Source organism: Arthrobacter sp. 35W, from assembly GCF_000482545.1.
Taxonomy (GTDB): domain Bacteria; phylum Actinomycetota; class Actinomycetes; order Actinomycetales; family Micrococcaceae; genus Specibacter.
This window is the reverse complement of the sequence record NZ_KI519454.1, coordinates 672,484-695,013: the sequence shown is the minus strand read 5'-3', so window position 1 is coordinate 695,013 and position 22,530 is coordinate 672,484. Positions and strand designations below refer to the sequence as shown.

Below are 22,530 nucleotides of genomic sequence, written 5' to 3'. Positions count from 1 at the left end.
GCGGCGGTCGTGCAGGTCAGGCAGTTCCCAGGCTGAACCGCGGTGCCGCCCCGGATTGAAGGGACAGCCCCGGCGAGTAGTCGATGGTGGGCAGGTCCAGGGCGGCGATGCCGCCAAGGCCCTGCAGCAGTTCCTCGATCCGGGCCTGGACGGTGATGCCATGCCGACCGGGGGTGGACCTGTCCCCCAGACCCAGATCGACGCGGTACAGGGGCACTCCCGGCTCCTTGGACAGCTCCGCGTCAAGAGCCACGGGCCCCAGGGAGAAATCGACAAAGTCATTGCCGATCCGTGGGACGGGCAGCGTCCAGAACGCCTTGGCAGAGAGCGCGCCGGATTCCGCCGGCGCGCCGGGGCTTTGCCCGAACTCCCAGTCCCAGGCGCAGGCGGCAGTGGCACCAATATTGATCAAGAGCGCGTCAGCACTGCCCAGTGACACATCCAGGGGGCCGGTGGCCCGCAGATGCAGTCCATGCCTGGTCCCCGGGACGCCGATGGCCACGGCAAGCAGCAGTGTCTGGTTGGAATCCGTGGTGTACGACAAGGCCACGGCCGGGGACCAGCCGGGCACCTGCAGCGCCCCGACGGCCAGATGCTCGCGGTCGAGGTCGCGGATGCGCAGGAAGGCAAAGACCAACAGCGTGGGCCAGTCGGGGTTCTTAGCGAAGTCCTCCAGACGCTGGAGCAGGTCCGCCGGCAGCTGTGCCGCCTGCTCTGCCAGCCCACCGGCGCGTTCAGCTGCCTCGCCCAGGATGCCGCCCAGTTGGCTGGCCGCGCCCGAGGCCTCCTCGGCGGCTTCCTGCAGGATCTGCCCGGCCACCGTTCCGAGGGTGTCCGGCGACGCCGTGGCCACGGGCCCCGCCTGCCCTAGACGAGCCCCGCGGCGGCCAGAGCGGCCGCCAGCGCGGCCCTGGTCATCGGACCGACAATGCCGTCCGCCGCCAGCCCGTTGTCTGATTGGAAGGCACGGACGGCGGCGGTGGTCTTGGGCCCGCTGATGCCATCCTGCACCCCGGGATTGTAGCCCAGGGCGATCAACGCCCCCTGGATCTCATAGACGGAGGACAGCGTTCCAAAGGCACCCAATCCTCCACCACCCCCTCCTCCCCCGCCGCCACCGGTGGACGGCGCCGTGGCGCCGTCCTGGTGGAACGTCACGGTGAAGACGTCCGCGGTGTTGGCCGTCGAGAGGAACGTGCTGTACAGGTCCACGCCCCGGTACACGCCATTGGTGATCTCCACCAGCGCCAGATGGAGATGGGGCGACCCCGGGGCAGCGACAACGCGCCCCAGCACCTGACCGCGCATGACCTGGGCCCCCGGAGCCAAGCCGGCCGCAACGTCGTAGAAGTGCGTATAGAAGGCACCCATGCCGTCATTGTTGGAGCGCATGAACAACTGGGCGCCGTAGACCTTGCCGGTGGAAAGGCCCACATTGGTGGTGTCCAATTTGGTGACGTGTCCGTCAAAGGCGGCATGGATCTCGGTGCCGCCGACGGCGCCCAGGTCCATCCCGTACTGGATGTACCACTCGGGTGGGACGTGGCCGCCCTGGTTGGGGCCGCCATAGGTTTGGGTGTATCCGGATGGGAAGGGGTTGCTCATGTCCAGATCGAAGGCAGGCATGTGATCATCCTCCAGCGGTGGTTTGGATGCCAATCTGTCCCAGCGCGGCGGCCAGGGCCGCCCGGGTCAAGGGGCCGGCAATGCCGTCGGCGGACAGTCCCTGGTCCGCCTGGAACTGCCGGATGGCCGCCGTGGTCCTGGGACCACTGAGGCCGTCAACGGGCCCGGGCGAGTAGCCAAGCGCCGTCAGCGCGGCCTGGATGCCGGCCACCTGCGCCAGGTCCAGCACCGGTCCCGCGGGCGGATCCACCGGGCCCACGGGCGTGGGGGCACCGCCGGCGATCAGCAGCACCTCCGGGTCCAGCCCCTCGGCGTCGACCCTGGCGGCGTTGAGGAAGCACTGCTGGTCCAGATTGTTGCGCTTGACGATGGTGCCGATTTCGGGGTTGAAACGGCACTCGGACGACGCCGACGTCCAGTCACGCTGGGCCGCGAAGCCCTGGAACTTGGGGAATTTGAAGGCCGGCCCCATCCCCCAGGACATGCTCAACAGGCCCAGCTGGGCATCGGCGGGCCAGTTGTCAAAGTCCGCGAACGGAGGCCTGCCCCGTAGATAGGACTCCATCGCATCCAGCCGCTGGAAGACGATCCTGTCGATCTCTTCATCGGTGATGCAAAGGCTTGTCACGGGCGGGGCGAAATGTCCGCCGCCCAGATGGGCCAGATCCATCCGCGACTTCACGGTGTCCCACTCGGCGGCGATCTCATCCTGGACCGCGCCGGCGCCGTCGTCGTTGCGGGCCCAGGCGATGGCCCATGCCATGGCAAGGGAGGCGCTGCGCTCGGCTGGCGTCGGTGCGGTGAGTGGTTGTTTGGTGGCGTCGATCAAATTGCCGACACCTGTGCTGACGTATCCCTTGACATCCAGGTACATGAAGTGGACCCGGCCCTCAAGGGGACTGTTGAATTCCAGCCAATAGTTTCTGACACTGCTGCGCATGCTTCCCCCAGTATGGAAGGTTGCCCTGCGGCAGCCATTAAGGCCGCCGGTTGGGGGCTGCCATGGCACCAGCCGGTGTCCGTGCAGCGTCCCAGAAGCGTGCAAACAAATGTCCCCGGGTCAGCACCACTGACTGCGGCAGAAAAGCGGTGGAGCAGCCGGATCGGGTGAAGCGGGAATGATAGGTGCCATTATCCGCCGCCCCAAAAATGCCTGTCAACAACCACGTAGATGCGGCGGGGCCCGGCGGGCTTGGCTACTTGGCAGCGGGCGAGGGCCAGGGGCCCAGGACGGGGAGGGGAACGGAGTCGGCGGCGGCTTCGGCGCGGAGCGTGCCCATGGTGGGCGTCCGGCCGGCCAGCCAGGCTGCTATGTCGGTGATCATGCCCGAGACGGAGACGGATTTCTCGCCTGCACCCAGTGTCAGCGGGGCCATTCCCAGGGGCAGGAGCTTCAGGCGAGTGTCGGCCGGTACCCGCGGGGTGAGGAAGTCGAAGAGGTACAGGCAGAACTCCTTGGACCAGGTCTCCGGTCCGCGACCGACGCCCAGATCCGCAAGGTGGATCACGAGTTCGCGCCACAGGGCCAGGGCGCCGTCGTAGGCCACGCCGCCGCGGTAGGCGATGGGCAGCTGCCAGCCGTCGTCGTCGAGCGAGCCGAAGGCCTTCAGGAGGCGCTCCAGCGCGGCATCCAGATCGGCGCTGTGCTCGGCAGCCGTGTGGCCGGCCGCCATTTCGATGGCCTGGTTGCGGCCCGAGGGGCCGCCGTCGTAGAGCTCGATGCTCTCCCCGCGCTGGGCGTACTCCACCTGGCGGGTGAAGCCGTTCGCCACACCGCACAGATGTGCCAGCACGTGGCCGCGGGTCCAGCCCGGCAGCTCGGTGGCGGTGCGGATGTCCGCATCGGACAGGGCCTTGGCCTTGGCGCTCAGGGTGTCTGCAGCAGCGGCGAGGCGGTCCAGTAGATCGGCCGGTTCGATGGGCCGCGCAGAAGTGGGGGCAGATGAACCGGTGGAGGATGAACCGGCAGCGGCGGAACCAGGGGTGGTGAGCTCAGTCATGCCTCCACATTAGTAGCCGCGTCAAGATGTCCCGCCTCTAGTATTGGACCGGGGGCGTTTGCATTTTCCGGTGGCATGGACCGGACCTCCATTGTTTTCTTTGAGACACACTCATCAGGAGGTTTTATGTCCCCCGACGCACAGGTCCAGTCCAAGAAGCGGTTTGGGCGACTCATCGAACGCAACGATGGCCGCGATTTTCCGTACTACGACGGTGAACCCGTCGAGGTGGCGGCCTGGAAATGGGGCGTGGTCATCCTCGCCTGCGTCGCCGGCTTTTCGGCCCTCATTTTCTACCCGGCGGCCAACGACCTTCAGGCCCTCGTCCCGAGGATTCTGTTCCCCGCCATTCCGCTGGCCGTGTTCATCGGATTCACCGGGCGCTATTGGAAGGCTCTCTTCAAGAAGCTGACCGGCGTCGACTACCTGAACATGGTGGTCTTTTGGCTGCTGAATCTGGCCGTCTCGGCCATCGTGGGCATCATCGTCATGAACGTCTTCGGTGCGAACGCCAACCCGGCAACCGATGGCACAGCCGCCGGCGGACCATTTGACATTGCCGCCTTCTACGTGGGCACCGGCATCCAACTCCTCGGTGAGGAAATCTTCACCCTCCTGCCGTTCCTCGCCGTGATGTACTTGCTGTTCACCAAGGCAAAGCTGTCTCGGAACACCTCCGTGATCCTGGCCTGGCTGGTCACAGCAGTGTGGTTCGGCGCAGCGCACCTCCCGACCTACGGCTGGAACGTCGCACAGGCGCTGCTGATCATCGGATCCGCCCGACTCGTCCTGACCCTGGCGTACATCCGGACCAAGAACATCCTCGTATCCACGGGGGCCCACATCCTCAACGACTGGGTCATCTTCACCTTCACCCTCGTTGCAGCCGGTGCCGGTGCCGGTGCCAGCGCCGTCTAACCCTGAAGTACAACGGCAATGGCCGGTGCCCCACCCACAGTCCGTGGGATGGAGCACCGGCCATTCTCGCAGGCACACATGGTGCGCGGTGCGTCAGCGGTGTGCTGGAGGCGCCGTCGTCAGCCCGCGAATCCGCGCACTGCCGCCAGCTCGCCCTGCAGGGCCTCAAGCTGGGCAAGCACGGCCGACGGCGCGGTGCCGCCCTGCGCGCTGCGGCTGTTCAGCGATCCCTCGGTGCTGAGCACCGTGCGGACCTCGGGCGTGAGGTGGTCCGAGATGGACGCGTATTCGGCGTCCGTCAGGTCCCACAGCTCCACGCCACGGCCCTCGGCCAGCTTGACGGCGGATCCGGAGAGTTCGTGCGCCTCGCGGAACGGAACCCCTTGGCGGACCAGCCACTCGGCAATGTCCGTGGCCAGGGCGAAGCCCTGCGGTGCCAGCGATTCCATCCGCTCGGTGTTGAACACCAGCGTGGCCATCATGCCGGAGACGGCCGGAAGCAGCAGTTCGAGGGTGTCGGCGGCGTCAAAGACGGGCTCCTTGTCCTCCTGCAGGTCCCGGTTGTACGCCAGCGGCAGTCCCTTCAGGGTGGCCAGCAGCCCGGTGAGGTCGCCAATCAGGCGCCCCGCCTTGCCGCGGGCCAGCTCGGCCACATCCGGGTTCTTCTTCTGCGGCATGATCGAGGAACCGGTGGAGTACGAATCGTCCAGGGTCACGAAGGAGAATTCCTTGGTGGCCCAGAGGATCACTTCCTCGCTGATCCGGGACAGGTCCACGCCGATCATGGCGGCGATCCAGGCGAACTCGGCAAAGACATCGCGGGAGGCGGTGCCATCGATCGAGTTCCACACGGCGGAGTCGAAGCCCAGATCGGCGGCGACGGCGTTGGGGTCCAGCCCCAGCGACGAGCCGGCCAGCGCACCGGAACCGTACGGCGAAACCGCCGCACGCTTGTCCCAGTCCTGCAGACGCTGCACATCACGCAGCAGTGCCCAGGCATGGGCCAGCAGGTGGTGGCTGAGCAGCACCGGCTGGGCATGCTGGAGGTGCGTGCGGCCGGGCATGGCCACGCCGTGGTGCGTCTGCGCCTGCGCCACGAGGGCGTCGACGACGGACAGCACGCCGCGGGCAATGATCCGCGCGTGGTCGCGCAGATACATCCGGCCCAGCGTGGCGATCTGGTCGTTGCGGGACCGGCCGGCGCGCAGCTTGCCGCCCAGGGCGGTGCCGGCACGCTCAATGAGCCCGCGTTCCAGTGAACCGTGCACGTCCTCGTCGGACTCCGCGGCCACGTAGGCGCCGGACTTTACGTCCGCTGCCAGTGCGTCCAGGGCCGACAGCATGCCGGCCAGCTCGGCGTCGTCGAGCAGGCCCGCCTTGTGCAGCACCCGGGTGTGGGCCTGGGAACCGGCGATGTCGTACAGCGCCAGCCGCCAGTCGAAGTGCGTGGACTTGCTCAGCGCGGCCAGGGCGTCGGCGGGGCCGCCGGCGAACCGGCCGCCCCAGAGGGCGCCCTCGTTCGTCCCCGAACGCTCCCCAACCCCGCTCCGCTCGGCCGGGGACCCCGGCGTCCGTGGTCCCATGTGGGTGTCGGCCACGGTTACTTCCCTGCGGCGCGCTGGTCGCGCGTGGAGGCAACCTTGGAGGACATGCCCCACAGCTCGATGAAGCCCTTGGCCTGCGACTGGTCGAAGGTGTCGCCGGTGTCGTAGGTGGCCAGATCGAAGTCGTACAGGGACGTGTCCGAGCGGCGGCCGTTGACGATGGCCTGGCCACCGTGCAGGGTCATGCGGATGTCGCCGGAAACGTACTTCTGGGTGTCCTCGATGAAGGCATCCAGCGAACGCTTCAGCGGGGAGAACCACTGTCCGTCGTAGACCAGCTCGGCCCAGCGCTGGCCAACGGTGGCCTTGAAGCGGGCCTGCTCGCGCTCGATGGTGATGTCCTCGAGGTGCTTGTGGGCGGTGATCAGGGCCATGGCGCCCGGAGCCTCGTAGATTTCCCGGCTCTTGATGCCCACCAGGCGGTCCTCGACGACGTCGATGCGGCCCACACCCTGGGCGCCGGCGCGGCGGTTGAGCTCCTGGATGGCCTGCAGCGGGGAGACCTTGACGCCGTCGATGGCGACCGGGACACCCTGCACGAAGGAGATGATGACCTCATCCGGTGCCGGCGGGAACTCCGGGGTGGCGGTGTAGTCGTAGATGTCCTTGGTGGGGGCGTTCCAGATGTCCTCGAGGTAGCCCGTTTCCACGGCGCGGCCCCAGACGTTCTGGTCGATGGAGTACGGGTTCTTCTTGGTGGTCTCGATCGGCAGACCCTTTTCCTCGGCGAAGGCAATGGCCTTGTCGCGGGTCAGGGCCAGGTCGCGGACGGGGGCGATGCACTTCAGGTCCGGGCCCAGGGTCTGGATGCCGACCTCGAAGCGGACCTGGTCGTTGCCCTTGCCGGTGCAGCCGTGGGCCACGGTGGTGGCGCCGAACTCGCGGGCGGCCTTGACCAGGTGCTTGACGATCACCGGGCGGGAGATGGCCGAGACCAGCGGGTAGTGGCCCTGGTAGAGGGCGTTCGCCTTCAGCGTCGGCATGGCGTACTCGTTGGCGAACTCGTCGCGGGCGTCGGCCACGTAGGCCTCGACGGCGCCGCAGCCCAGGGCGCGCTGGCGGATGGTCTCCAGGGACTCGCCGCCCTGTCCAACGTCGACGGCGACGGCGATGACCTCGGCGCCGGTGGCTTCACCGATCCAGCCGATGGCTACGGAAGTATCAAGGCCACCGGAGTAGGCCAGAACAATGCGCTCAGTCACGAGAGGGCTCCTTATTTCAGTCTTTGTGCGTTGTTATCGAGGATAGTGCATGAATATGCATATCTACTAAAAAGTATTCAGTTGCCGGCTGCGGACTCGGCCGCGAACTGCAGGAACCGCTCGGCGACGGCGGCGCCGCCGTCGGGTTCCCGTGTGACAAGCATGACAGTATCGTCCCCCGCGATGGTGCCCAAGACCGCAGGCATCACGGAATGGTCGATGGCCAGGGCCAGGAAGTTGGCGGCCCCCGGCGGGGTGCGCAGCACCACGATGTTGCCCGAGGATTCCGCCGTCACCAGCAGTTCACCGCAGAGTCGGATCAGCCGGGTGTCCAGCAGTTCCTGCGAGACGGCCGAATGCGGGGTTCTGTCCCCACCCTCCCCCGGCACGGCGTACACCAGGCCGCCGTCCTCGCCGCGCACGCGCACGGCGCGCAGCTCGACGAGGTCCCGGGACAGCGTCGCCTGGCCCACGTGCAGGCCATCGGCGGCCAGCAGATTGGCCAGCTCGGCCTGCGACCGCACCTCACGGGAGGTCAGCAGCGCCGTGATGCGGGCCAGCCGCGCCGTTTTGGTGGCGGGCATGCCCGCACCGGGCGGCGGGGTTGCGCTGGGGGTGGCGTTCATCGACCGGCGGCGGGTTCTGCTGCGGACTGCACTGCGCTCTGCTCTACGAGCCAGACCATCAGGGCCTTCTGGGCGTGCAGGCGGTTCTCGGCCTCATCCCAGACCACGGACTGCGGGCCGTCGATGACGGAGGCGGAAATCTCGTAGCCGCGGTAGGCCGGCAGGCAGTGCAGCACAATGGCGCCGTCGGCGGCCTTGGCGAGGGCGTCGTCGTCGAGCGAGTAGGCGCGGAACAGCTCCATCCGCGCCGCCTTCTCGTCCTCCTGGCCCATCGACACCCAGGTGTCGGTGGCCAGCACATCGGCGCCGGCGGCGGCCGCAGCGGCATCGGTGGTGATGAGCACGGAGCCACCGGTCTCGGCGGCGCGGGCCTCGGCGGCGGCAACCACGTCGGCCGCGGGCAGGTAGCCCTCGGGGCCGGCGATGCGCACGTGCATGCCTGCGGTGACGCCGGCCAGCAGATAGGAGTTGGCCATGTTGTTGGCGGCATCCCCCAGGTAGGTCATGGTCAGACCGGCCAGCGTGCCCTTGTGCTCGCGGATGGTCAGCAGGTCCGCCAGCAGCTGGCAGGGGTGGTAGTCATCGGAGAGCGCGTTGATGACCGGGACGGCGGAGTTGGCCGCCATTTCCTCCAGGCCTGCCTGGCTGTAGGTGCGCCACACGATGGTGGAGACCATGCGCTCAAGCACCTTGGCGGTGTCCGCCACGGATTCCTTGTGGCCGATCTGCGCCTCGCCCGGGTTGATGATCAGGGCGTTGCCGCCCAGATCCGCGATGCCTGCGGCGAAGGAGACGCGGGTGCGGGTGGAGGTCTTGTCGAAGATGACGGCGACCGTCTTGCGGCCCGCACCGGTGCCGGCGAAGGTGCCCTTGGCATAGGGATCCTTCTTCAGGGCCGCGGCGAGGTCCAGGACCTCGGTCTGCTCGGCCTGGCTGAGGTCCGTGTCGATGAGGAAGTGACGGGTCATGATGCTGCTCCTTCGGCCGCCGCGACGGCACTGGTGATGAGGGCCGGCAGGGCGGCCAGGAAGGTGTCCGCCTGCTCCGCCGTCAGGATCAGCGGTGGGGCCAGGCGGACGGTGTTGGGCTTGGGTGCGTTGACAATGAAGCCCGCATCCAAAGCGGCGGTGACCAGCTGGGTTGCCACCGGCTGGGCCAGATCGAAGCCGATCAGCAGCCCGTGGGCGCGGACCTCGACGACGCCGGGCGTGGCGGCCAGGCCCTTGGCCAGCCGGTCGCTGACGCGGCGCACATTGCCCAGGACATCCTGGCTCTCGATGACGTGCAGCGTGGCCAGGGCCGCGGCCGTGGCCACCGGGTTTCCACCGAAGGTGGTGCCATGCTGGCCCGCCGTGAGCAGCGAGGACGACTCCTGGCCGAAGGTGACCAGGGCACCGATGGGGAATCCGCCGCCCAGGCCCTTGGCCAGGGTCATGGCGTCCGGCACCACGCCGTCCTCGCCCAGTCCGGCAAACCACTCGCCGGTGCGGCCCACGCCGGTCTGGACCTCGTCCAGGATCAGCAGGGCGCCGGCCTCGCGGGTGATTTCGCGGGCCGCCTTCAGGTACTCGGCGGAGAGCGGGCGCACACCGGCCTCGCCCTGGATGGGTTCCAGGATGACGGCGGCAACGCTGGAGTCGACGGCGGCACGCAGGGCTTCGACGTCGTTGAAGGGCACATGGATGACACCGGCGGGCATCGGCTCAAACGGCTCGCGGTACGCCTGCTTGGCGGTCATGGCCAGGGCGCCCATGGTGCGGCCGTGGAAGCCGCCCTCCAAGGCCACGATGGTCCCCCGGGCCGGGCCGTCCGCGGGGCTGTTCGCCTTGCCGTGGGCGCGGGCCAGCTTGAAGGCTGCCTCATTGGCCTCGGTGCCGGAGTTGGCGAAGAACACCTTGGAGCCGGCCGGTGCACCGGCAAGGTCCAGCAGCTTCTCGGCCAGGGCAATCTGGGTGGGGCTGGTGAAGAAGTTGGAGACGTGGCCCAGCGTGGAGAGCTGGCTGGCGATCACGGAGCTGACGAAGGGGTGGGCGTGGCCCAGCGCGTTGACGGCGATGCCGCCGAGCAGGTCCAGGTATTCCTTGCCGTCGGCGTCCCAGACCAGGGCGCCGGCGCCGCGGACCAGCACCCGCTGCGGATTGCCAAAGACACCCATGAGCGAGTCGGAGTAGCGGGCCAGCCACTGCTCCCCCGTGCCGGTGCCGGTGATGGCCTCGGCGCGGACGGCGGGCGTGGAAGCGCCGGCGTTGGCCGGCGTGGTGGCCGGGGTGTTCTCGGGGGTGTTCTCAGTCATTAGTTGTCCTCGTCATCGGGAAAGACCTGGGTTCCATTGCCCTCGGTGGTGATCAGTTCGAGCAGCATGGAGTGGGCGCTGCGCCCGTCCACGACGGCGGCGCGGGCCACTCCGCCGGCGACCGCTTTCAGGCAGGCACCCATCTTGGGGATCATGCCCGATTCCAGCGACGGCAGCATGGCGCGCAGCTCGGCGGCGCTCAGGGCGGAGATCAGCGAGGACTTGTCCGGCCAGTTGGCGTAGAGGCCCTCGACGTCGGTCAGGATCACCAGACGGGAGGCCTGCAGGGAAACGGCCAATGCGGCCGCGGCGGTGTCGGCATTGACGTTGAGCACGGTGCCGGTGTTGCCCACTTCCGGGGCCACGGTGGAGATGACCGGGATGCGGCCGGCCTCCAGCAGATCCAGGATGGAGCTGGGGTTCACGCCCACCACCTCGCCCACCAGACCGAGGTCCACCAGTTCGCCGTCGACGACGGTGCCGGTGCGCTCGGCCTGGAGCAGGGCGCCGTCCTCGCCGGAGAGCCCGACGGCGTAGGGGCCGTGGGAGTTGATCAGGCCCACCAGTTCGCGGCCCACCTGGCCGGTGAGGACCATGCGGACCACGTCCATCGCCTCGGGCGTGGTGACGCGCAGGCCGCCCTTGAACTCGGACTCGATGCCGAGGCGGCCGAGCATGGCGTTGATCTGCGGACCTCCGCCATGGACCACCACGGGCCGGATGCCGACGTGGTGCAGGAAGACGATGTCCTCGGCGAAGGCGCGGCGGAGGTCGTCATTGATCATGGCGTTGCCGCCGTACTTGACCACCACCACGGTCCCGGCAAACTGCTGGATCCACGGCAGTGCCTCGATCAGAATGGCGGCCTTGTCCTGCGCCGCAGCAACGGTGTTCATGTCCAATTCCTTAGGTTCAGATTCATATGTCGAGACCCCGGTGGCTGGGTCCGGCGGACGTCCGTTGTGGCTGGGTCCGGCGGACGTCCGTTGTGGCTGGGTCCGGCGGACGTCCGGCATTTTTCCGGCGACTGTGCCGCGACGGCCGCTGAGCGGCCTGCGGCCCTTGACGTCGCCTACGAAAAACGCCGGCCCGGCCGCCTTGTCGAGCGCCGCGGCCGGCGCTATCGCGCCGGCCGCGCAGGTTGCCGGGGTATGGGGCCCAAACCCCGGACTGCCGGCGCCTCCGCACTAGGAGGAGTAGGCGCTGTTTTCTTCGACGTAGGCGTGGGTGAGGTCGTTGGTCCAGATGGTGGCGCGGGCGTCGCCGGACTTGAGGTCGATCTCGACGGTGACCTCGCGGGGCTTCAGATCCACCAGGTCTCGGGAATCGCCGATGCCGCCGTTGCGGCAGATCTGCACGCCGTTGATGGAGACGTTGATCTGGTCCGGATCGAACACGGCATCTGTGGTGCCGACGGAGGCCAGCACGCGGCCCCAGTTCGGGTCGTTGCCGAAGATGGCAGTCTTGAACAGGTTGGAGCGGGCCACGGAGCGGCTGACTTCCTCGGCGTCCTGCTCGCTCGCGGCGTTCAAGGTGGTGATCGCGATGTCGTGGTTGGCGCCCTCGGCGTCGGCAATCAGGCCGCGGGCCAGGGTGTTGCAGACCTCGGTAAGGCCGGCGGTGAACTCGGCCATGTCCGGGTAGACCTCGGAGGCACCGGAGGCCAGCAGAATCACCGTGTCGTTGGTGGACATGCAGCCATCGGAGTCAGCCCGGTTGAAGCTGACCCGCACGGCGTCGCGGAGCGCGGCGTCGAGCCCTTCCGGGGCCACCACGGCGTCGGTGGTGATGACCACCAGCATCGTGGCCAGGCCCGGGGCCAGCATGCCGGCACCCTTGGCCATGCCGCCAATGGAATATCCTGCACCGTCGGCCGACGGCGTAGAGGTCCAGGCCGCCTGCTTGGAGACGGTGTCGGTGGTCATGATCGCGGAGGCTGCGGCAGCACCGCCGTCGGCCCCCAGCGCCGAAGCGGCAGCTTCGATGCCCGGCAGGATCTTGTCCATGGGCAGCTGCTCGCCGATCAGGCCGGTGGAGCAGACGGCGACGTCGGTGGCGGAGATGCCCAGGACGTCGGCCGTCTTCTCGGCCGAGGTGTGGGTGTTCTGGAAGCCCTCGGGCCCGGTGCAGGCATTGGCGCCACCCGAGTTGAGCAGCACGGCATCCACGCGGCCGTCGCTGAGGACCTGGCGGGACCAGTGGACGGGGGCCGCGGCGACGCGGTTGGAGGTGAACACGGCGGCGGCGTTCTTCACCGGGCCGTCATTGACCACGAGGGCCAGGTCCGGGTTGCCGGATTTCTTCAGTCCTGCGGTGATGCCGGCGGCACGGAAGCCCTTGGCAGTGGTGACGCTCATGGTGCAACTCCTTGGATGGTCAAACCTGCGGTCTCGTCGAGGCCCAGGGCAATGTTCATGGACTGCACGGCACCGCCGGCGGTTCCCTTGGTGAGGTTGTCGATGGCGCAGCAGACAATCACGCGGCCAACGTGGGCGTCATAGGCCAGCTGGATGGCCACGTGGTTGGAGCCCTGCACGGACTTGGTGGTGGGCCACTGGCCCTCGGGCAGCACGTGGATGAACGGCTCGTTCTCATAGGCGTCCACCCAGATTGCCCGGATGTCCTCGGCGGCGGTGGGGCTGTTGCGCAGTTCCGCGGACACCTTGGCGGTGGCCGTGGCGAGGATGCCGCGGCTCATCGGGGCCAGCGTCGGAGTAAAGGAAACGGTGACATTCTGGCCGGAGACCTTGGACAGGCCCTGCTCGATCTCGGGGGTGTGGCGGTGGCCGCCACCCACGCCGTACGGGCTCATGGAACCCATCACCTCGGAGCCGATCAGGTTGACCTTGGCGGCCTTGCCCGCGCCGGAGGTGCCGGAGGCGGCGACGATCACGACGTCGTCGGGCAGCAGGGCGCCGGCGGCAAAGCCGGGCGTCAGGGCCAGCAGGGAGCTGGTCGGGTAGCAGCCCGGGACGGCGATCCGCTTGGCGCCGTGCAGGCCCTCGCGGGCGCCGGGGAGTTCCGGCAGGCCGTAGGGCCAGGTGCCGGCGTGCGGGGAACCGTAGAACTTCTCCCAGGCCGCGGAATCCTCCAGCCGGTGGTCGGCTCCGGCATCGATGACCAGCGTTGACGCCGGCAGCTGGCTGGCGATCTCGGCCGAGGCGCCGTGCGGCAGGGCCAGGAAGACGACGTCGTGGCCCAAGAGGTTTTCGACGGTGGTTTCCACCAGCAGGCGGTCCGCCAGCGAGTGCAGGTGCGGCTGGAGCGCGCCCAATCGTGAACCGGCATTGCTGTGGGCCGTGATGGCCCCTATGCTGACACCGGGATGGCTGGCCAGAAGGCGGAGGACCTCGCCGCCGGCGTAGCCGCTGGCGCCGGAAACCGCTACAGAAATCGTCATGGGACCACTGTACAGCAGAAATATCCATGACGTCCGATATTTATTCATCCATGTTTCCGCGCCCGGCGGCCGGTTCTAGGATGGTTTCAACCACCGTCGACCCTCCGGAGCCTGCCATGACCCAGCACCATCTCGCCATCGTTGCCGACGCACCCGGAGGGCCCGAGGTCCTGCAGACGGCCCAGGTGCCCACTCCGGAGCCCGGCCCCGGACAGCTGCTCATCAAGGTGGCGGCGGCCGGCGTGAACTTCATCGAAACCTACGAACGCACGGGCATCTACAACGTCCCGTTCCCCTTCACCCCGGGCGCCGAGGCCTCCGGAACCATCACCGCCGTCGGCGAGGGCGTGGTGGACTTCGCCGTTGGCCAGCGCGTGGCCACTGCCGAGGGCCGCGCCACGTACGCCGAATACGCGCTGCTTGACGCGCACACGGCGCTCCCCGTGCCGGACGGCGTCTCCGACGAGGCCGCGGCCGCACTCCCCCTGCAGGGCATGACGGCGCACTATCTGATCAATTCCACCTACCGCGTGGCCCCGGGCCAGACGGTCCTCACCCATGCCGGGGCCGGTGGCGTGGGGCTGCTGCTGATCCAGCTGCTCAAGGAGCGCGGTGCCCGCGTTCTCACGACTGTTTCCAGCCCGGAGAAGGCGGCGCTCGCCCGCGCCGCGGGTGCCGATGAAGTGCTCTCCTACGACGGCGTGGCCGAGGCGGTGCGCGAACTCACCGATGGCACGGGCGTGGACGTGGTCTACGACGGCGTTGGCAAGGACACCTTCGAGGGCTCGCTGGCCTCGCTTCGGACGCGCGGCATGCTGGTCCTCTTTGGCGGCGCCTCGGGCCAGGTTCCCCCGTTCGATCTGCAGCGGCTCAACGCCGGCGGCTCGCTCTTCGTCACCCGGCCCAAGCTCCGGGACTACCTGCTCAATGCCACTGAACGCCGCTGGCGCTCGGGTGAACTCTTTGCCGCCGTCGCCGCCGGAACGCTGGACGTGCGGATCGGCGCCCGGTACCCACTGGCCGAGGCAGCCACCGCGCACGCGGACCTCCAGGCCCGCAAGACCACCGGCAAACTCCTCCTCATCCCCTAACCCGCCGCCCCAACTGGGTGACAGTTATCCCACATTTTCGACGCGAAAACGTGCGATAACTGTCACCCAGTTGGGGCGGCGAGGGAGTCGAAGCGGGCGCGGGTCAGGAAGGCCAGCTGGGCCTCCTTTTCGGCCAGCGTGATGACGGGGCCCAGCTCGAAGCAGGTCGCCTCCAAGCGGCGCACCGCCTTGAGGTTGCGGGCATCGGGCTCGACGACGATCCGGTCCTTGGCCGGGTCGGCAAAGAGGAAGTGGATCAGCACCGTGGCCAGGCGCGGGGTGAAATGCGGCATCGGCCGGGTGGCCGGGGCCAGCAGCAGGTGCATGCCGATGTCCCCCTCAAGGGCCGGGTAGGCCTCCCCCACCGGATCGTGCAGCGGCTCATATGTCTGGAACAGGGCCACACACTCGCCGTTCAGCAGCACCAGGAAGGCATGGTGCGTGTCCAGGGAATCCAGGAACTGGTAGATGTCCAGCACCTCGGCCCGTGTCATCTCGGCCATGCCCCAGAACCTGGCACGTTCCTGGACGACCCAGCTGTGCACCAGGTCCACATCCTCCACCGGGACCAGCGGCACAATGGCCACGCTCCCCCAGCCGGACAGGTCCTCGGTGTGGACGGCGGGCCGGTGTTCGGGACGGTGTTCGGGACGGCGTTCGGGGACGGCGGCGGGCGGCGTGGTGGTCATGGTGTCTCCTTGGTGAGCTGGGCCCAGTCGGTCACAACAGGCACGAGATGTCCAGCGGCCCAAAGCGGCAGCTGGTCGGAAAAATGGGGGCTGTCCGGGCTCCCGGCGGCGCCGAACGGGACAATCCAGCGGCTGTTCGATCGGTCCGCCAGATCCCAGACGTAGCGGGCCACCGGCCCGCGGAAGCTGCCATCCTGCACACCCGGCGTGCTCTCGGTGGAGAGCACGCAGCCGGTGTCACCCGACAGTTGGACCGGGGGAACGACGTCGGCCAGTCTGCCGGGCAGCAGATGCACCGGCAGCAGCATGTGGCGGCCTCCCCACGGCTGGGGCAGGACACCATTGCCGGAGGTTTCGGCCACCTCGGCCAACGCGGCGGCGGCCTCGACCTCTACATCGATCCCCAGTTCGGCGCCACGCTCCAGCAACGTCTCCAGCGCAAAGCCCACGCGGGAGGCGACATCCAGCCAGGGGCCAAAGAGCGGTGCAAAGCCGGTCTTCCGCGTCAACGGCCGCAGCGCGCGGTGCCGCACCAGCCTGAGCACCAGGGCCGAGCGCCACGCGGCAAACTGGCCCGCGCCGGAGGAGTCCGCATCCATGCGGCCGTTCCAGCCCAGGATGACGTCCCGTACGGTCGCGGCTCCGGGGTCCATGGCCTCGGGGTCCAGCTCCCGCAGCAGCGCATGGAACACCGGGAGCGGTCCAAGGAGGGTGTCGCTGTGGATGGCCGCCATGTCCGCCACGGTGTGTCCACCGGCTGCGGGTTCTTCGAGGAGTTCTCGGATCCGCCGCGCCCGGTGCGCCGGTGCAAACTCGAGCCCGACGGCGTCGGCGCCGGTGCCGCCGTCGGAACCCGCACAGGCCGCGGCCCTGTCGTTGGCACTGACGGCCAGATCTGCCACAAGAGTCGAGGGCAGGTCGATGTACGTGCCATCCCACTCGTGGTGCACCGAGGATGCGGGAACCGGAAGCCGGCGGTTCCCGGGGCACCGCTTCGGCACCAGCCCGGCCAGGAAATGCCGGACGTCGCCGTCGGCGTCGGCGGCCAGTACGCTGTTCACCGGCTCCACCCACCGGCCCATCGCATGCTCCACCTCGGCGGCGCTGCGGCTTCGCAGCAACGGCAGCAGGGCCTCAAAGCCCAGCCGGCCCTCCACCCGGGCGGGGAAGCGCAGGCTCAGCGCGCCGGCGTCGAGCCCGCCGGCCACCACTGGACCGCGCGCCGTTTCGAAGGCCATCAAGCGCACCGGCTCCCCACCCCGGACCAGCAGAATCTCCTCGCGGGCGTGGGCGGGCTCCCAACCCTGGATGCCGCGGGCCCACAGCCCCTGGTCGTCGATCCGCAGCTCCTCTTCGAAGAGGTCCTGGTAGTCGGCCATCGCGTTGGTGATGGCCCAGGCCGCCTGGCCCGTGTACGCGAAATGCGGCAGCCCGGGCACGCCCGGGAAGGCGAGCCCGACGGCGTCGAACTCGGGGCAGGCCAGCCGGACCTGTTGGTAGACGCCCGGCAGCTCCAGCAGCCGGTGCGGGTCCCCCGCCAGCAGCGGCAGACCGGAAGCCGTCCCTGATCCGTGCACGGCCCAGGCATTGCTGCCCGAGTAGACGGGCGCTTCGATGCTGAACAGATCCACCGCCGCCGGACCCAGCCTGCGGGCCACATGGGCGCGGAAGAGTTTGTTGGGGAAGGTCGAAAAAAGGATGTGGGCGGTGAGGAAGACGCCCAGCGGCGTCCACGGCTGCCACGGCGCCGGGGCCGTGGCGCTACGCTCAAACTCGACCCCGCCGCGCAGCCCGGCGGCCAGGGCATCGTTGATGCCATCCACATAGGCGCCGCACCAGCGCCGCGTGTCGTCGTCGAGATTGTCGTAGCAGCGGCGGGCAGTGTCCTCCAGCCTGGACTGGCGGGAAAACCTGTCCCACTCGACATGGTCCTCGCCAAGCATTTCGGCCAGCCGGCCCTCCATGCGCCAGCGCTCCAGCTCGATCTGCCACGACCTGTCGCACGCCGCGTTGAACCCCTGGAGCCGGACAAGCTCATCGGCCGACTCCGCCCACAGGTGCGGAATCCCCCAGTCATCGCGGTGGACGCCGGCCTGCGGCCCGGCGGCGGTGGAGGGTGCGCTCGGGTCAGTCGTCATGTGTGGCGGACCTCCGGAAAAGTAGGTTAGGTTAGGCTTGGTTTAGTCAAAGATATGGGACCCCTGCTGGATTGCAAAACCGGGCCCGCAATGAAGGAGCACGGATGAAACGCAGCTGGGAAGGCGTAGTCCTGAAGGTCATGGGCGCCAAGGATTTCTCCCTCGAGGTCACGGGACGCGAGCAGATCACGCCGAATTTCCTCCGGCTGCACCTGTCCGACGGCGGCATGTTGGCGGCCACCAAGATCCACCCGACGATGTGGATCAGGCTGTGGTTCACCGACGCCGGCCGCCCACACCAGCGCGCCTACACCCTGGTGGATCCGGACCCGGTGGCCGGAACGTTCAGCATTGATTTCGCGATGCACGACGGCGCAGCGGCGAACTGGGCCCGGACCGTCCAGGCCGGGGACACCATCGAGGCCACGGTCCAGGGCAGCAGCTTTGAGCCACCGGCCGCCGCGCCCCGTCGGCTCTGGGTGGTGGGCGACCCGGCTTCCGTGCCGGCCATCAATTCCCTGCTCGACGCCGTCGCCGCCTCGGAGGACTCTCCGCCGGCCACGCTGTGGCTGGAGCACCAGCACGACGGCGACACCGCACTGGCCCTGCACACCCGCCCCGGGGACGCCGTCGTCTGGCTGCCGCGCGAGCGGGGCGGCGCGCACCTGGTGGAGACGGTCTGTGCTGCCTTGGCCCCCGGGGCTGTCGACATCGAACGGGATTGGTTCTGGATCGCCTGCGAGGCGGCCGGCACGCGCGCCATCACCAAGCACCTGCGCCGGACGCTGGGCGTGGACAAGCGGCGCATCTCGGCCCTGGGCTACTGGCGCGCCTGACCACCGCCGCCCCAACTGGGTGACACTTATGGCACACTTTTCCCGAGAAAATGTGCGATAAGTGTCACCCAGTTGGGGCGGTGGGAGGGGTGCCGGATGACGCCGCATTCCGGCCAACCCCAATTGTTAACCTTGTTAAGGCAGACTTTGGCGGTGACTGCGTTTGACCCGGAATACCCCGGACCTGCTGCCCCTGGAGCCCTCACGTTGGATACTTTGACTGTGCCGCTCCATCTCCCCCAGCTTCCCGGTTCCGCGGACGCACCGCCGCCCCGGACGCTCGTCGACATCCTGCTCTCCACGGCCGAGGCCTTTCCGGACGCCACGGCCCTTGACGACGGCGTCCGCTCGCTGAGCTATGCCGATCTGGTGGAGGCGGTGCGCGCCAAGGGGCGCTTGCTGCACCAGGCGGGTCTGGGCGCGGGCGACCGCATCGGCGTGCGCATCCCTTCCGGCACCTCCGGGCTGTACATCTCGATCCTCGCCATCCTGCTGATTGGCGCCGCCTATGTGCCCGTCGACGCCGACGATCCCCAGGAACGCGCCGATCTGGTGTTTGGCGAGGCAAAGGTGGCGGGCATCATCTCCGGCACCGACGCCGCCGTCACCCTCACGGCCGAGCGCAGCGGTCCGTTCTCCGCTCCCCGCCCGCCGAAAACCAGCGACGACGCCTGGATCATCTTCACCTCCGGCTCCACCGGCACGCCCAAGGGCGTGGCCGTCGCGCACCTCTCCGCCGCGGCCTTTGTCGACGCCGAGGCCAGGATCTTCCTGCAGCAGGAGCCCCTGGGTCCGAACGACCGGGTGCTGGCCGGCCTGTCCGTGGCCTTCGATGCCTCCTGCGAGGAAATGTGGCTGGCCTGGCGCCACGGCGCAGCCCTGGTTCCGGCGCCGCGGGCACTGGTGCGCACCGGCATGGACCTGGGCCCGTGGCTGATCTCCCACGGCATCACTGTGGTCTCCACCGTCCCCACGCTGGCCTCCCTGTGGCCCGTGGAGGCCCTGGAAGCGGTCCGTCTGCTCATCTTTGGCGGCGAGGCCTGCCCGCCCGAGCTGGCCGAGCGACTGGCCGTTGCCGACCGCGAGGTGTGGAACACCTACGGCCCCACCGAGGCCACAGTGGTGGCCTGCGCGGCACCGCTCGGCGGGCCCGGACCCGTGCGCATTGGACTTCCGCTGGATGGCTGGGATCTGGCAGTGGTGGATGCCAACGGGGTTCCCGTGCGCAAGGGGGAAACCGGTGAGCTGATCATTGGCGGCGTCGGGCTGGCCCGCTACCTGGATCCGGCCAAGGACGCCGAAAAGTATGCCCCCATGCCGGACTTCGGCTGGGAGCGCGCCTACCGCAGCGGTGACCTGGTGGTCTTGGAGGCTGCAGGACTGATCTTCGCCGGCCGGGCGGACGACCAGGTCAAGCTGGGCGGGCGCCGCATCGAACTGGGCGAGATCGACGCCGCACTCCAGGGCCTGCCCGGCGTTGCCGGTGCCGCCTCTGCAGTGCAGACGACGGCGGCCGGCAACCAGATCCTGGTGGGCTACCTTGTCCCCGGCTCCGACGGGGAGCCCGATCTGGCCGCGTTCCGTGCCCTGCTTGGCGAAAGCCTGCCGGCGCCCCTCATCCCCCTGCTGGCGCTCACCGATTCCCTGCCCACCAAGACCAGCGGCAAGGTGGACAGGCATGCGCTGCCCTGGCCGCTCCCCTCGGCTGGAGGCGGCGACGACGCCGGCCCCCTGCTGCTGGGCCCGGACGCCCAGTGGATTGTGGACCAGTGGAATGCGGTGCTGGGCGGCAATGCCACCTCCCTCGACGCCGATTTCTTCGCCCAGGGTGGCGGCAGCCTGGCCGCGGCCCAATTGGTCTCCGCACTGCGCCAGCGCTACCCCACCATCACGGTGGCCGACATCTACTCGCACCCCCGCGTGGGTGCCCTGGTGGATCTGGCCGGCGAGTCTGGCGACACCGCCCCCGCCGTCGTCCGCGACGTCCGCCGCACCTCGCGCAAGTCTCAGGTGTTCCAAACGCTCATGGGCATCCCGCTGCACATCCTGGTCGGCATGCGCTGGCTGACGTACTTGATGGTGCTGAACAATGTCCTGGCCCTTTGGAATGTGCTGCCCGGCGCGCCCACCCTTTCCTGGTGGTGGGTGCTTGCCTCCTGGGCGGTGTTCGTCTCGCCGCTGGGCCGGATGGCCATCTCCGTGGTGGCTGCCAGGATTCTGCTGCGCGGTGTGGAGCCCGGCACCTACCCGCGCTCGGGCCGCGTGCACTTGAAGCTGTGGCTGGTGGAAAAGATTGCGGACATGGCCTCGGCCGTGTCCCTGGCCAGCGCCCCCTGGGTGCCGTACTACGCCCGGGCACTGGGTGCCAAGATCGGCCGCAACGTGGACCTGCACTCCGTGCCGCCCGTGACCGGCATGCTGCGGCTGGGCAGCGGCAGCTCCATTGAGCCGGAGGTGGACCTCTCCGGCTGGTGGATCGACGGCGACAACGTCCACATCGGGTCCATCTCCGTGGGGGCCAACGCCGTCGTCGGCGCCCGCAGCACCCTGATGCCGGGCACACGCATCGGCGCCGGCGCGCAGGTGGCTGCCGGCTCGGCCGTGCTGGGCAAGGTCAAGCCCGGGCAACAGGTCTCCGGCTCCCCCGCCGAGCGCGTGGGCAAGGCCCGCCACGAATGGCCGGACACCACCGGCACCGGCAGCAGGCTCTACTTTCCGCTGTATGCGGCAGGCTCCGGGCTGCTGGCTCTGATCCCCTTCGCCTCGGCGGTGGCCGGGGCCGCCGTCGTCGCCGCCGCCATCCGCGGCGCCGAGACACTCTCCTCCGCCGGCACTGCCCTGCTGTGGTCCGTCCCGCTGGCCGCGCTGGTCTGGTTCTTCGGCACGATGATGCTGGTGCTGGGCACCGTGCGGCTGCTGGGGCTGGGACTGAAGGAGGGCCACTTCCCCGTGCGCAGCCTGGTGGGCTGGCAGGTCTGGGCCACCGAGCGGGTGCTGGACATGGCCCGCGACCTCCTGTTCCCGATCTACGCCAGCCTGTTCACCCCCGTCTGGCTGCGCCTGCTGGGCGCCAAGATCGGCAAGAACGTCGAGGCCTCCACGGTGCTGCTGCTGCCCAAGATGACCACCGTGGGCGAGGGCGCATTCCTGGCGGACGACACCATGATCGCCTCCTACGAGCTGGGGGGCGGCTACATCCACATCGCCCCGGCCAAGGTGGGCAAGCGCTCCTTCCTGGGCAATTCGGGCATGACGGCGCCCGGACGCAGCGTGCCCAAGAACTCCCTGGTGGCAGTCCTCTCGGCCACCCCCGCCAAGGCCAAGGCCGGCACCTCCTGGCTGGGCAGCCCGCCGGTGCGCCTGCGCCGGACCCTGGTCAATTCGGACCAGTCCCGCACCTTTGAACCGCCCACTCGGCTGAAGGTGGCCCGCGCCCTGTGGGAGCTGTGCCGCCTGGTGCCCACCGTGCTGACAGTTGCGCTGGCCGCAGCGGTGCTGTGGACCTTCGACTACCTGGCCGTGCACACCGGCTACTGGATTGCCGCCGCGCTGGGCGGCGTGGTGGTGATGGTGGCCGGAGCCGCGGCCGCCGGCAGCGCCGTGGCCGCGAAGTGGCTGCTGGTGGGCCGCATCCGCGCGGGTGAGCACCCGCTCTGGAGCTCCTTCATCTGGCGCAACGAGGTGGTGGACGGTTTCATCGAAATGGTCGCCGCCCCGTGGTTTGCCCGCGCCGCCTCCGGCACCCCCGCACTCGTCTGGTGGCTGCGCGCCCTGGGCGCCAAGATCGGCCATGGAGCCTGGTGCGAAAGCTACTGGCTGCCCGAGGCGGATCTGGTCACGCTGGGCGAAAGCTCCACCGTCAACCGTGGCTGTGTGGTGCAGACGCATCTCTTCCACGACAGGATCATGGCCATGGATGCCGTTACTCTGGAAGACGGAGCCACCATTGGCCCGCACGGCGTCATCCTGCCGGCAGCCAGCATCGCCCGCGGCGGCACCGTCGGCCCGGCGTCGCTGGTGATGCGCGGCGAGGTGGTCCCCGCCGGCAGCTACTGGATGGGCAACCCCGTCAGCCCGTGGACCGGACCGGGCGGGCGCTGACAGATC

18 protein-coding genes are annotated in these 22,530 nt (G+C 68.9%); 4 read left to right on the top strand and 14 right to left on the bottom strand.

The window, feature by feature from the left end; all coding sequences use genetic code 11:
* Positions 1-16: 16 nt before the first annotated feature.
* From K254_RS24695 to K254_RS0102975, 4 genes are all read right to left on the bottom strand, one after another.
* Entirely contained in the window at positions 17-853 is an 837-nt protein-coding gene (locus K254_RS24695) for a hypothetical protein (protein WP_051388732.1), read from the bottom strand.
* A 14-nt stretch (positions 854-867) separates the two neighbouring features.
* Positions 868-1,626 carry a peptidoglycan-binding protein gene (locus tag K254_RS26080; protein WP_051388731.1) on the bottom strand — a complete coding sequence of 253 codons (759 nt, stop codon included), beginning with the start codon at positions 1,624-1,626 and terminating at the stop codon, positions 868-870.
* A gap of 4 nt (positions 1,627-1,630) precedes the next feature.
* Positions 1,631-2,566 carry a peptidoglycan-binding protein gene (locus K254_RS25880; protein ID WP_035748934.1) on the bottom strand — a complete coding sequence of 312 codons (936 nt, stop codon included), beginning with the start codon at positions 2,564-2,566 and terminating at the stop codon, positions 1,631-1,633.
* A 256-nt stretch (positions 2,567-2,822) separates the two neighbouring features.
* On the bottom strand, positions 2,823-3,626 hold the full coding sequence (locus tag K254_RS0102975) for a maleylpyruvate isomerase family mycothiol-dependent enzyme (RefSeq protein ID WP_081709850.1): 804 nt from the start codon (positions 3,624-3,626) through the stop codon (positions 2,823-2,825).
* 126 nt (positions 3,627-3,752) lie between these two features.
* On the opposite strand from K254_RS0102975, the gene K254_RS21435 reads away from it, so the two are divergent.
* Positions 3,753-4,544 (top strand): CPBP family intramembrane glutamic endopeptidase, encoded by a 792-nt coding sequence (locus K254_RS21435; RefSeq protein WP_051388729.1) that lies wholly within the window; start codon positions 3,753-3,755, stop codon positions 4,542-4,544.
* Positions 4,545-4,663: 119 nt separating this feature from the next.
* On the opposite strand, the gene argH is transcribed toward K254_RS21435, so the two are convergent.
* From argH to argC, 8 genes are all read right to left on the bottom strand, one after another.
* Positions 4,664-6,127: an argininosuccinate lyase gene (gene argH / locus K254_RS0102965; protein WP_026554132.1), complete on the bottom strand. Its 1,464-nt coding sequence runs from the start codon at positions 6,125-6,127 to the stop codon at positions 4,664-4,666.
* A 17-nt stretch (positions 6,128-6,144) separates the two neighbouring features.
* On the bottom strand, positions 6,145-7,350 hold the full coding sequence (locus K254_RS0102960) for an argininosuccinate synthase (protein WP_026554131.1): 1,206 nt from the start codon (positions 7,348-7,350) through the stop codon (positions 6,145-6,147).
* Between the two features lie 77 nt (positions 7,351-7,427).
* Entirely contained in the window at positions 7,428-7,976 is a 549-nt protein-coding gene (locus K254_RS0102955; RefSeq protein ID WP_026554130.1) for an arginine repressor, read from the bottom strand.
* Positions 7,973-8,944, bottom strand: a complete 972-nt coding sequence (argF, locus tag K254_RS0102950; protein WP_026554129.1) for an ornithine carbamoyltransferase — start codon at positions 8,942-8,944, stop codon at positions 7,973-7,975. The genes K254_RS0102955 and argF overlap by 4 nt, the downstream gene beginning before the upstream one ends.
* Positions 8,941-10,269: an acetylornithine transaminase gene (locus tag K254_RS0102945; RefSeq protein ID WP_026554128.1), complete on the bottom strand. Its 1,329-nt coding sequence runs from the start codon at positions 10,267-10,269 to the stop codon at positions 8,941-8,943. Before K254_RS0102945 ends, argF begins: the two co-directional genes overlap by 4 nt.
* Positions 10,269-11,165: an acetylglutamate kinase gene (argB, locus tag K254_RS0102940; protein WP_026554127.1), complete on the bottom strand. Its 897-nt coding sequence runs from the start codon at positions 11,163-11,165 to the stop codon at positions 10,269-10,271. The genes K254_RS0102945 and argB overlap by 1 nt, the downstream gene beginning before the upstream one ends.
* A 291-nt stretch (positions 11,166-11,456) precedes the next feature.
* Positions 11,457-12,626, bottom strand: coding sequence for a bifunctional glutamate N-acetyltransferase/amino-acid acetyltransferase ArgJ (argJ, locus tag K254_RS0102935; protein ID WP_026554126.1), 1,170 nt, complete (start codon positions 12,624-12,626; stop codon positions 11,457-11,459).
* The gene (gene argC, locus K254_RS0102930) at positions 12,623-13,669 is read right to left on the bottom strand and encodes an N-acetyl-gamma-glutamyl-phosphate reductase (RefSeq protein ID WP_026554125.1); all 1,047 of its coding nucleotides are present in this window, start codon (positions 13,667-13,669) and stop codon (positions 12,623-12,625) included. The genes argJ and argC overlap by 4 nt, the downstream gene beginning before the upstream one ends.
* Before the next feature lie 116 nt (positions 13,670-13,785).
* Between argC and K254_RS0102925 the strand changes: the two genes are divergently transcribed.
* A complete protein-coding gene (locus tag K254_RS0102925; RefSeq protein ID WP_026554124.1) occupies positions 13,786-14,760 on the top strand; it encodes a quinone oxidoreductase family protein in 975 nt (324 codons plus the stop codon).
* Between the two features lie 62 nt (positions 14,761-14,822).
* Here K254_RS0102925 and K254_RS0102920 read toward each other — a convergent pair whose 3' ends face one another.
* Together K254_RS0102920 and K254_RS0102915 are read right to left on the bottom strand one after the other, a co-directional pair.
* Positions 14,823-15,449, bottom strand: a complete 627-nt coding sequence (locus K254_RS0102920; protein WP_026554123.1) for a GNAT family N-acetyltransferase — start codon at positions 15,447-15,449, stop codon at positions 14,823-14,825.
* Complete coding sequence (locus K254_RS0102915) at positions 15,446-17,587, bottom strand: penicillin acylase family protein (protein ID WP_026554122.1); 2,142 nt, start codon at positions 17,585-17,587, stop codon at positions 15,446-15,448. The genes K254_RS0102920 and K254_RS0102915 overlap by 4 nt, the downstream gene beginning before the upstream one ends.
* Positions 17,588-17,691: 104 nt before the next feature.
* On the opposite strand from K254_RS0102915, the gene K254_RS0102910 reads away from it, so the two are divergent.
* A complete protein-coding gene (locus tag K254_RS0102910; protein ID WP_026554121.1) occupies positions 17,692-18,423 on the top strand; it encodes a siderophore-interacting protein in 732 nt (243 codons plus the stop codon).
* A 96-nt stretch (positions 18,424-18,519) separates the two neighbouring features.
* On the top strand, positions 18,520-22,524 hold the full coding sequence (locus K254_RS0102905; protein ID WP_081709849.1) for a Pls/PosA family non-ribosomal peptide synthetase: 4,005 nt from the start codon (positions 18,520-18,522) through the stop codon (positions 22,522-22,524).
* The last annotated feature ends 6 nt before the right edge of the window (positions 22,525-22,530 follow it).

What these genes read in the sequence shown, in the direction of transcription:
- K254_RS26080 (WP_051388731.1), bottom strand. Translation starts at nt 1,626, where the DNA reads ATGCCTGCCTTCGATCTGGACATGAGCAACCCCTTCCCATCCGGATAC.
- K254_RS25880 (WP_035748934.1), bottom strand. Translation starts at nt 2,566, where the DNA reads ATGCGCAGCAGTGTCAGAAACTATTGGCTGGAATTCAACAGTCCCCTT.
- K254_RS0102975 (WP_081709850.1), bottom strand. Translation starts at nt 3,626, where the DNA reads ATGACTGAGCTCACCACCCCTGGTTCCGCCGCTGCCGGTTCATCCTCC.
- K254_RS21435 (WP_051388729.1), top strand. Translation starts at nt 3,753, where the DNA reads ATGTCCCCCGACGCACAGGTCCAGTCCAAGAAGCGGTTTGGGCGACTC.
- argH (WP_026554132.1), bottom strand. Translation starts at nt 6,127, where the DNA reads ATGGGACCACGGACGCCGGGGTCCCCGGCCGAGCGGAGCGGGGTTGGG.
- K254_RS0102955 (WP_026554130.1), bottom strand. Translation starts at nt 7,976, where the DNA reads ATGAACGCCACCCCCAGCGCAACCCCGCCGCCCGGTGCGGGCATGCCC.
- argF (WP_026554129.1), bottom strand. Translation starts at nt 8,944, where the DNA reads ATGACCCGTCACTTCCTCATCGACACGGACCTCAGCCAGGCCGAGCAG.
- K254_RS0102945 (WP_026554128.1), bottom strand. Translation starts at nt 10,269, where the DNA reads ATGACTGAGAACACCCCCGAGAACACCCCGGCCACCACGCCGGCCAAC.
- argB (WP_026554127.1), bottom strand. Translation starts at nt 11,165, where the DNA reads ATGAACACCGTTGCTGCGGCGCAGGACAAGGCCGCCATTCTGATCGAG.
- argJ (WP_026554126.1), bottom strand. Translation starts at nt 12,626, where the DNA reads ATGAGCGTCACCACTGCCAAGGGCTTCCGTGCCGCCGGCATCACCGCA.
- argC (WP_026554125.1), bottom strand. Translation starts at nt 13,669, where the DNA reads ATGACGATTTCTGTAGCGGTTTCCGGCGCCAGCGGCTACGCCGGCGGC.
- K254_RS0102925 (WP_026554124.1), top strand. Translation starts at nt 13,786, where the DNA reads ATGACCCAGCACCATCTCGCCATCGTTGCCGACGCACCCGGAGGGCCC.
- K254_RS0102920 (WP_026554123.1), bottom strand. Translation starts at nt 15,449, where the DNA reads ATGACCACCACGCCGCCCGCCGCCGTCCCCGAACGCCGTCCCGAACAC.
- K254_RS0102915 (WP_026554122.1), bottom strand. Translation starts at nt 17,587, where the DNA reads ATGACGACTGACCCGAGCGCACCCTCCACCGCCGCCGGGCCGCAGGCC.
- K254_RS0102910 (WP_026554121.1), top strand. Translation starts at nt 17,692, where the DNA reads ATGAAACGCAGCTGGGAAGGCGTAGTCCTGAAGGTCATGGGCGCCAAG.
- K254_RS0102905 (WP_081709849.1), top strand. Translation starts at nt 18,520, where the DNA reads ATGACGCCGCATTCCGGCCAACCCCAATTGTTAACCTTGTTAAGGCAG.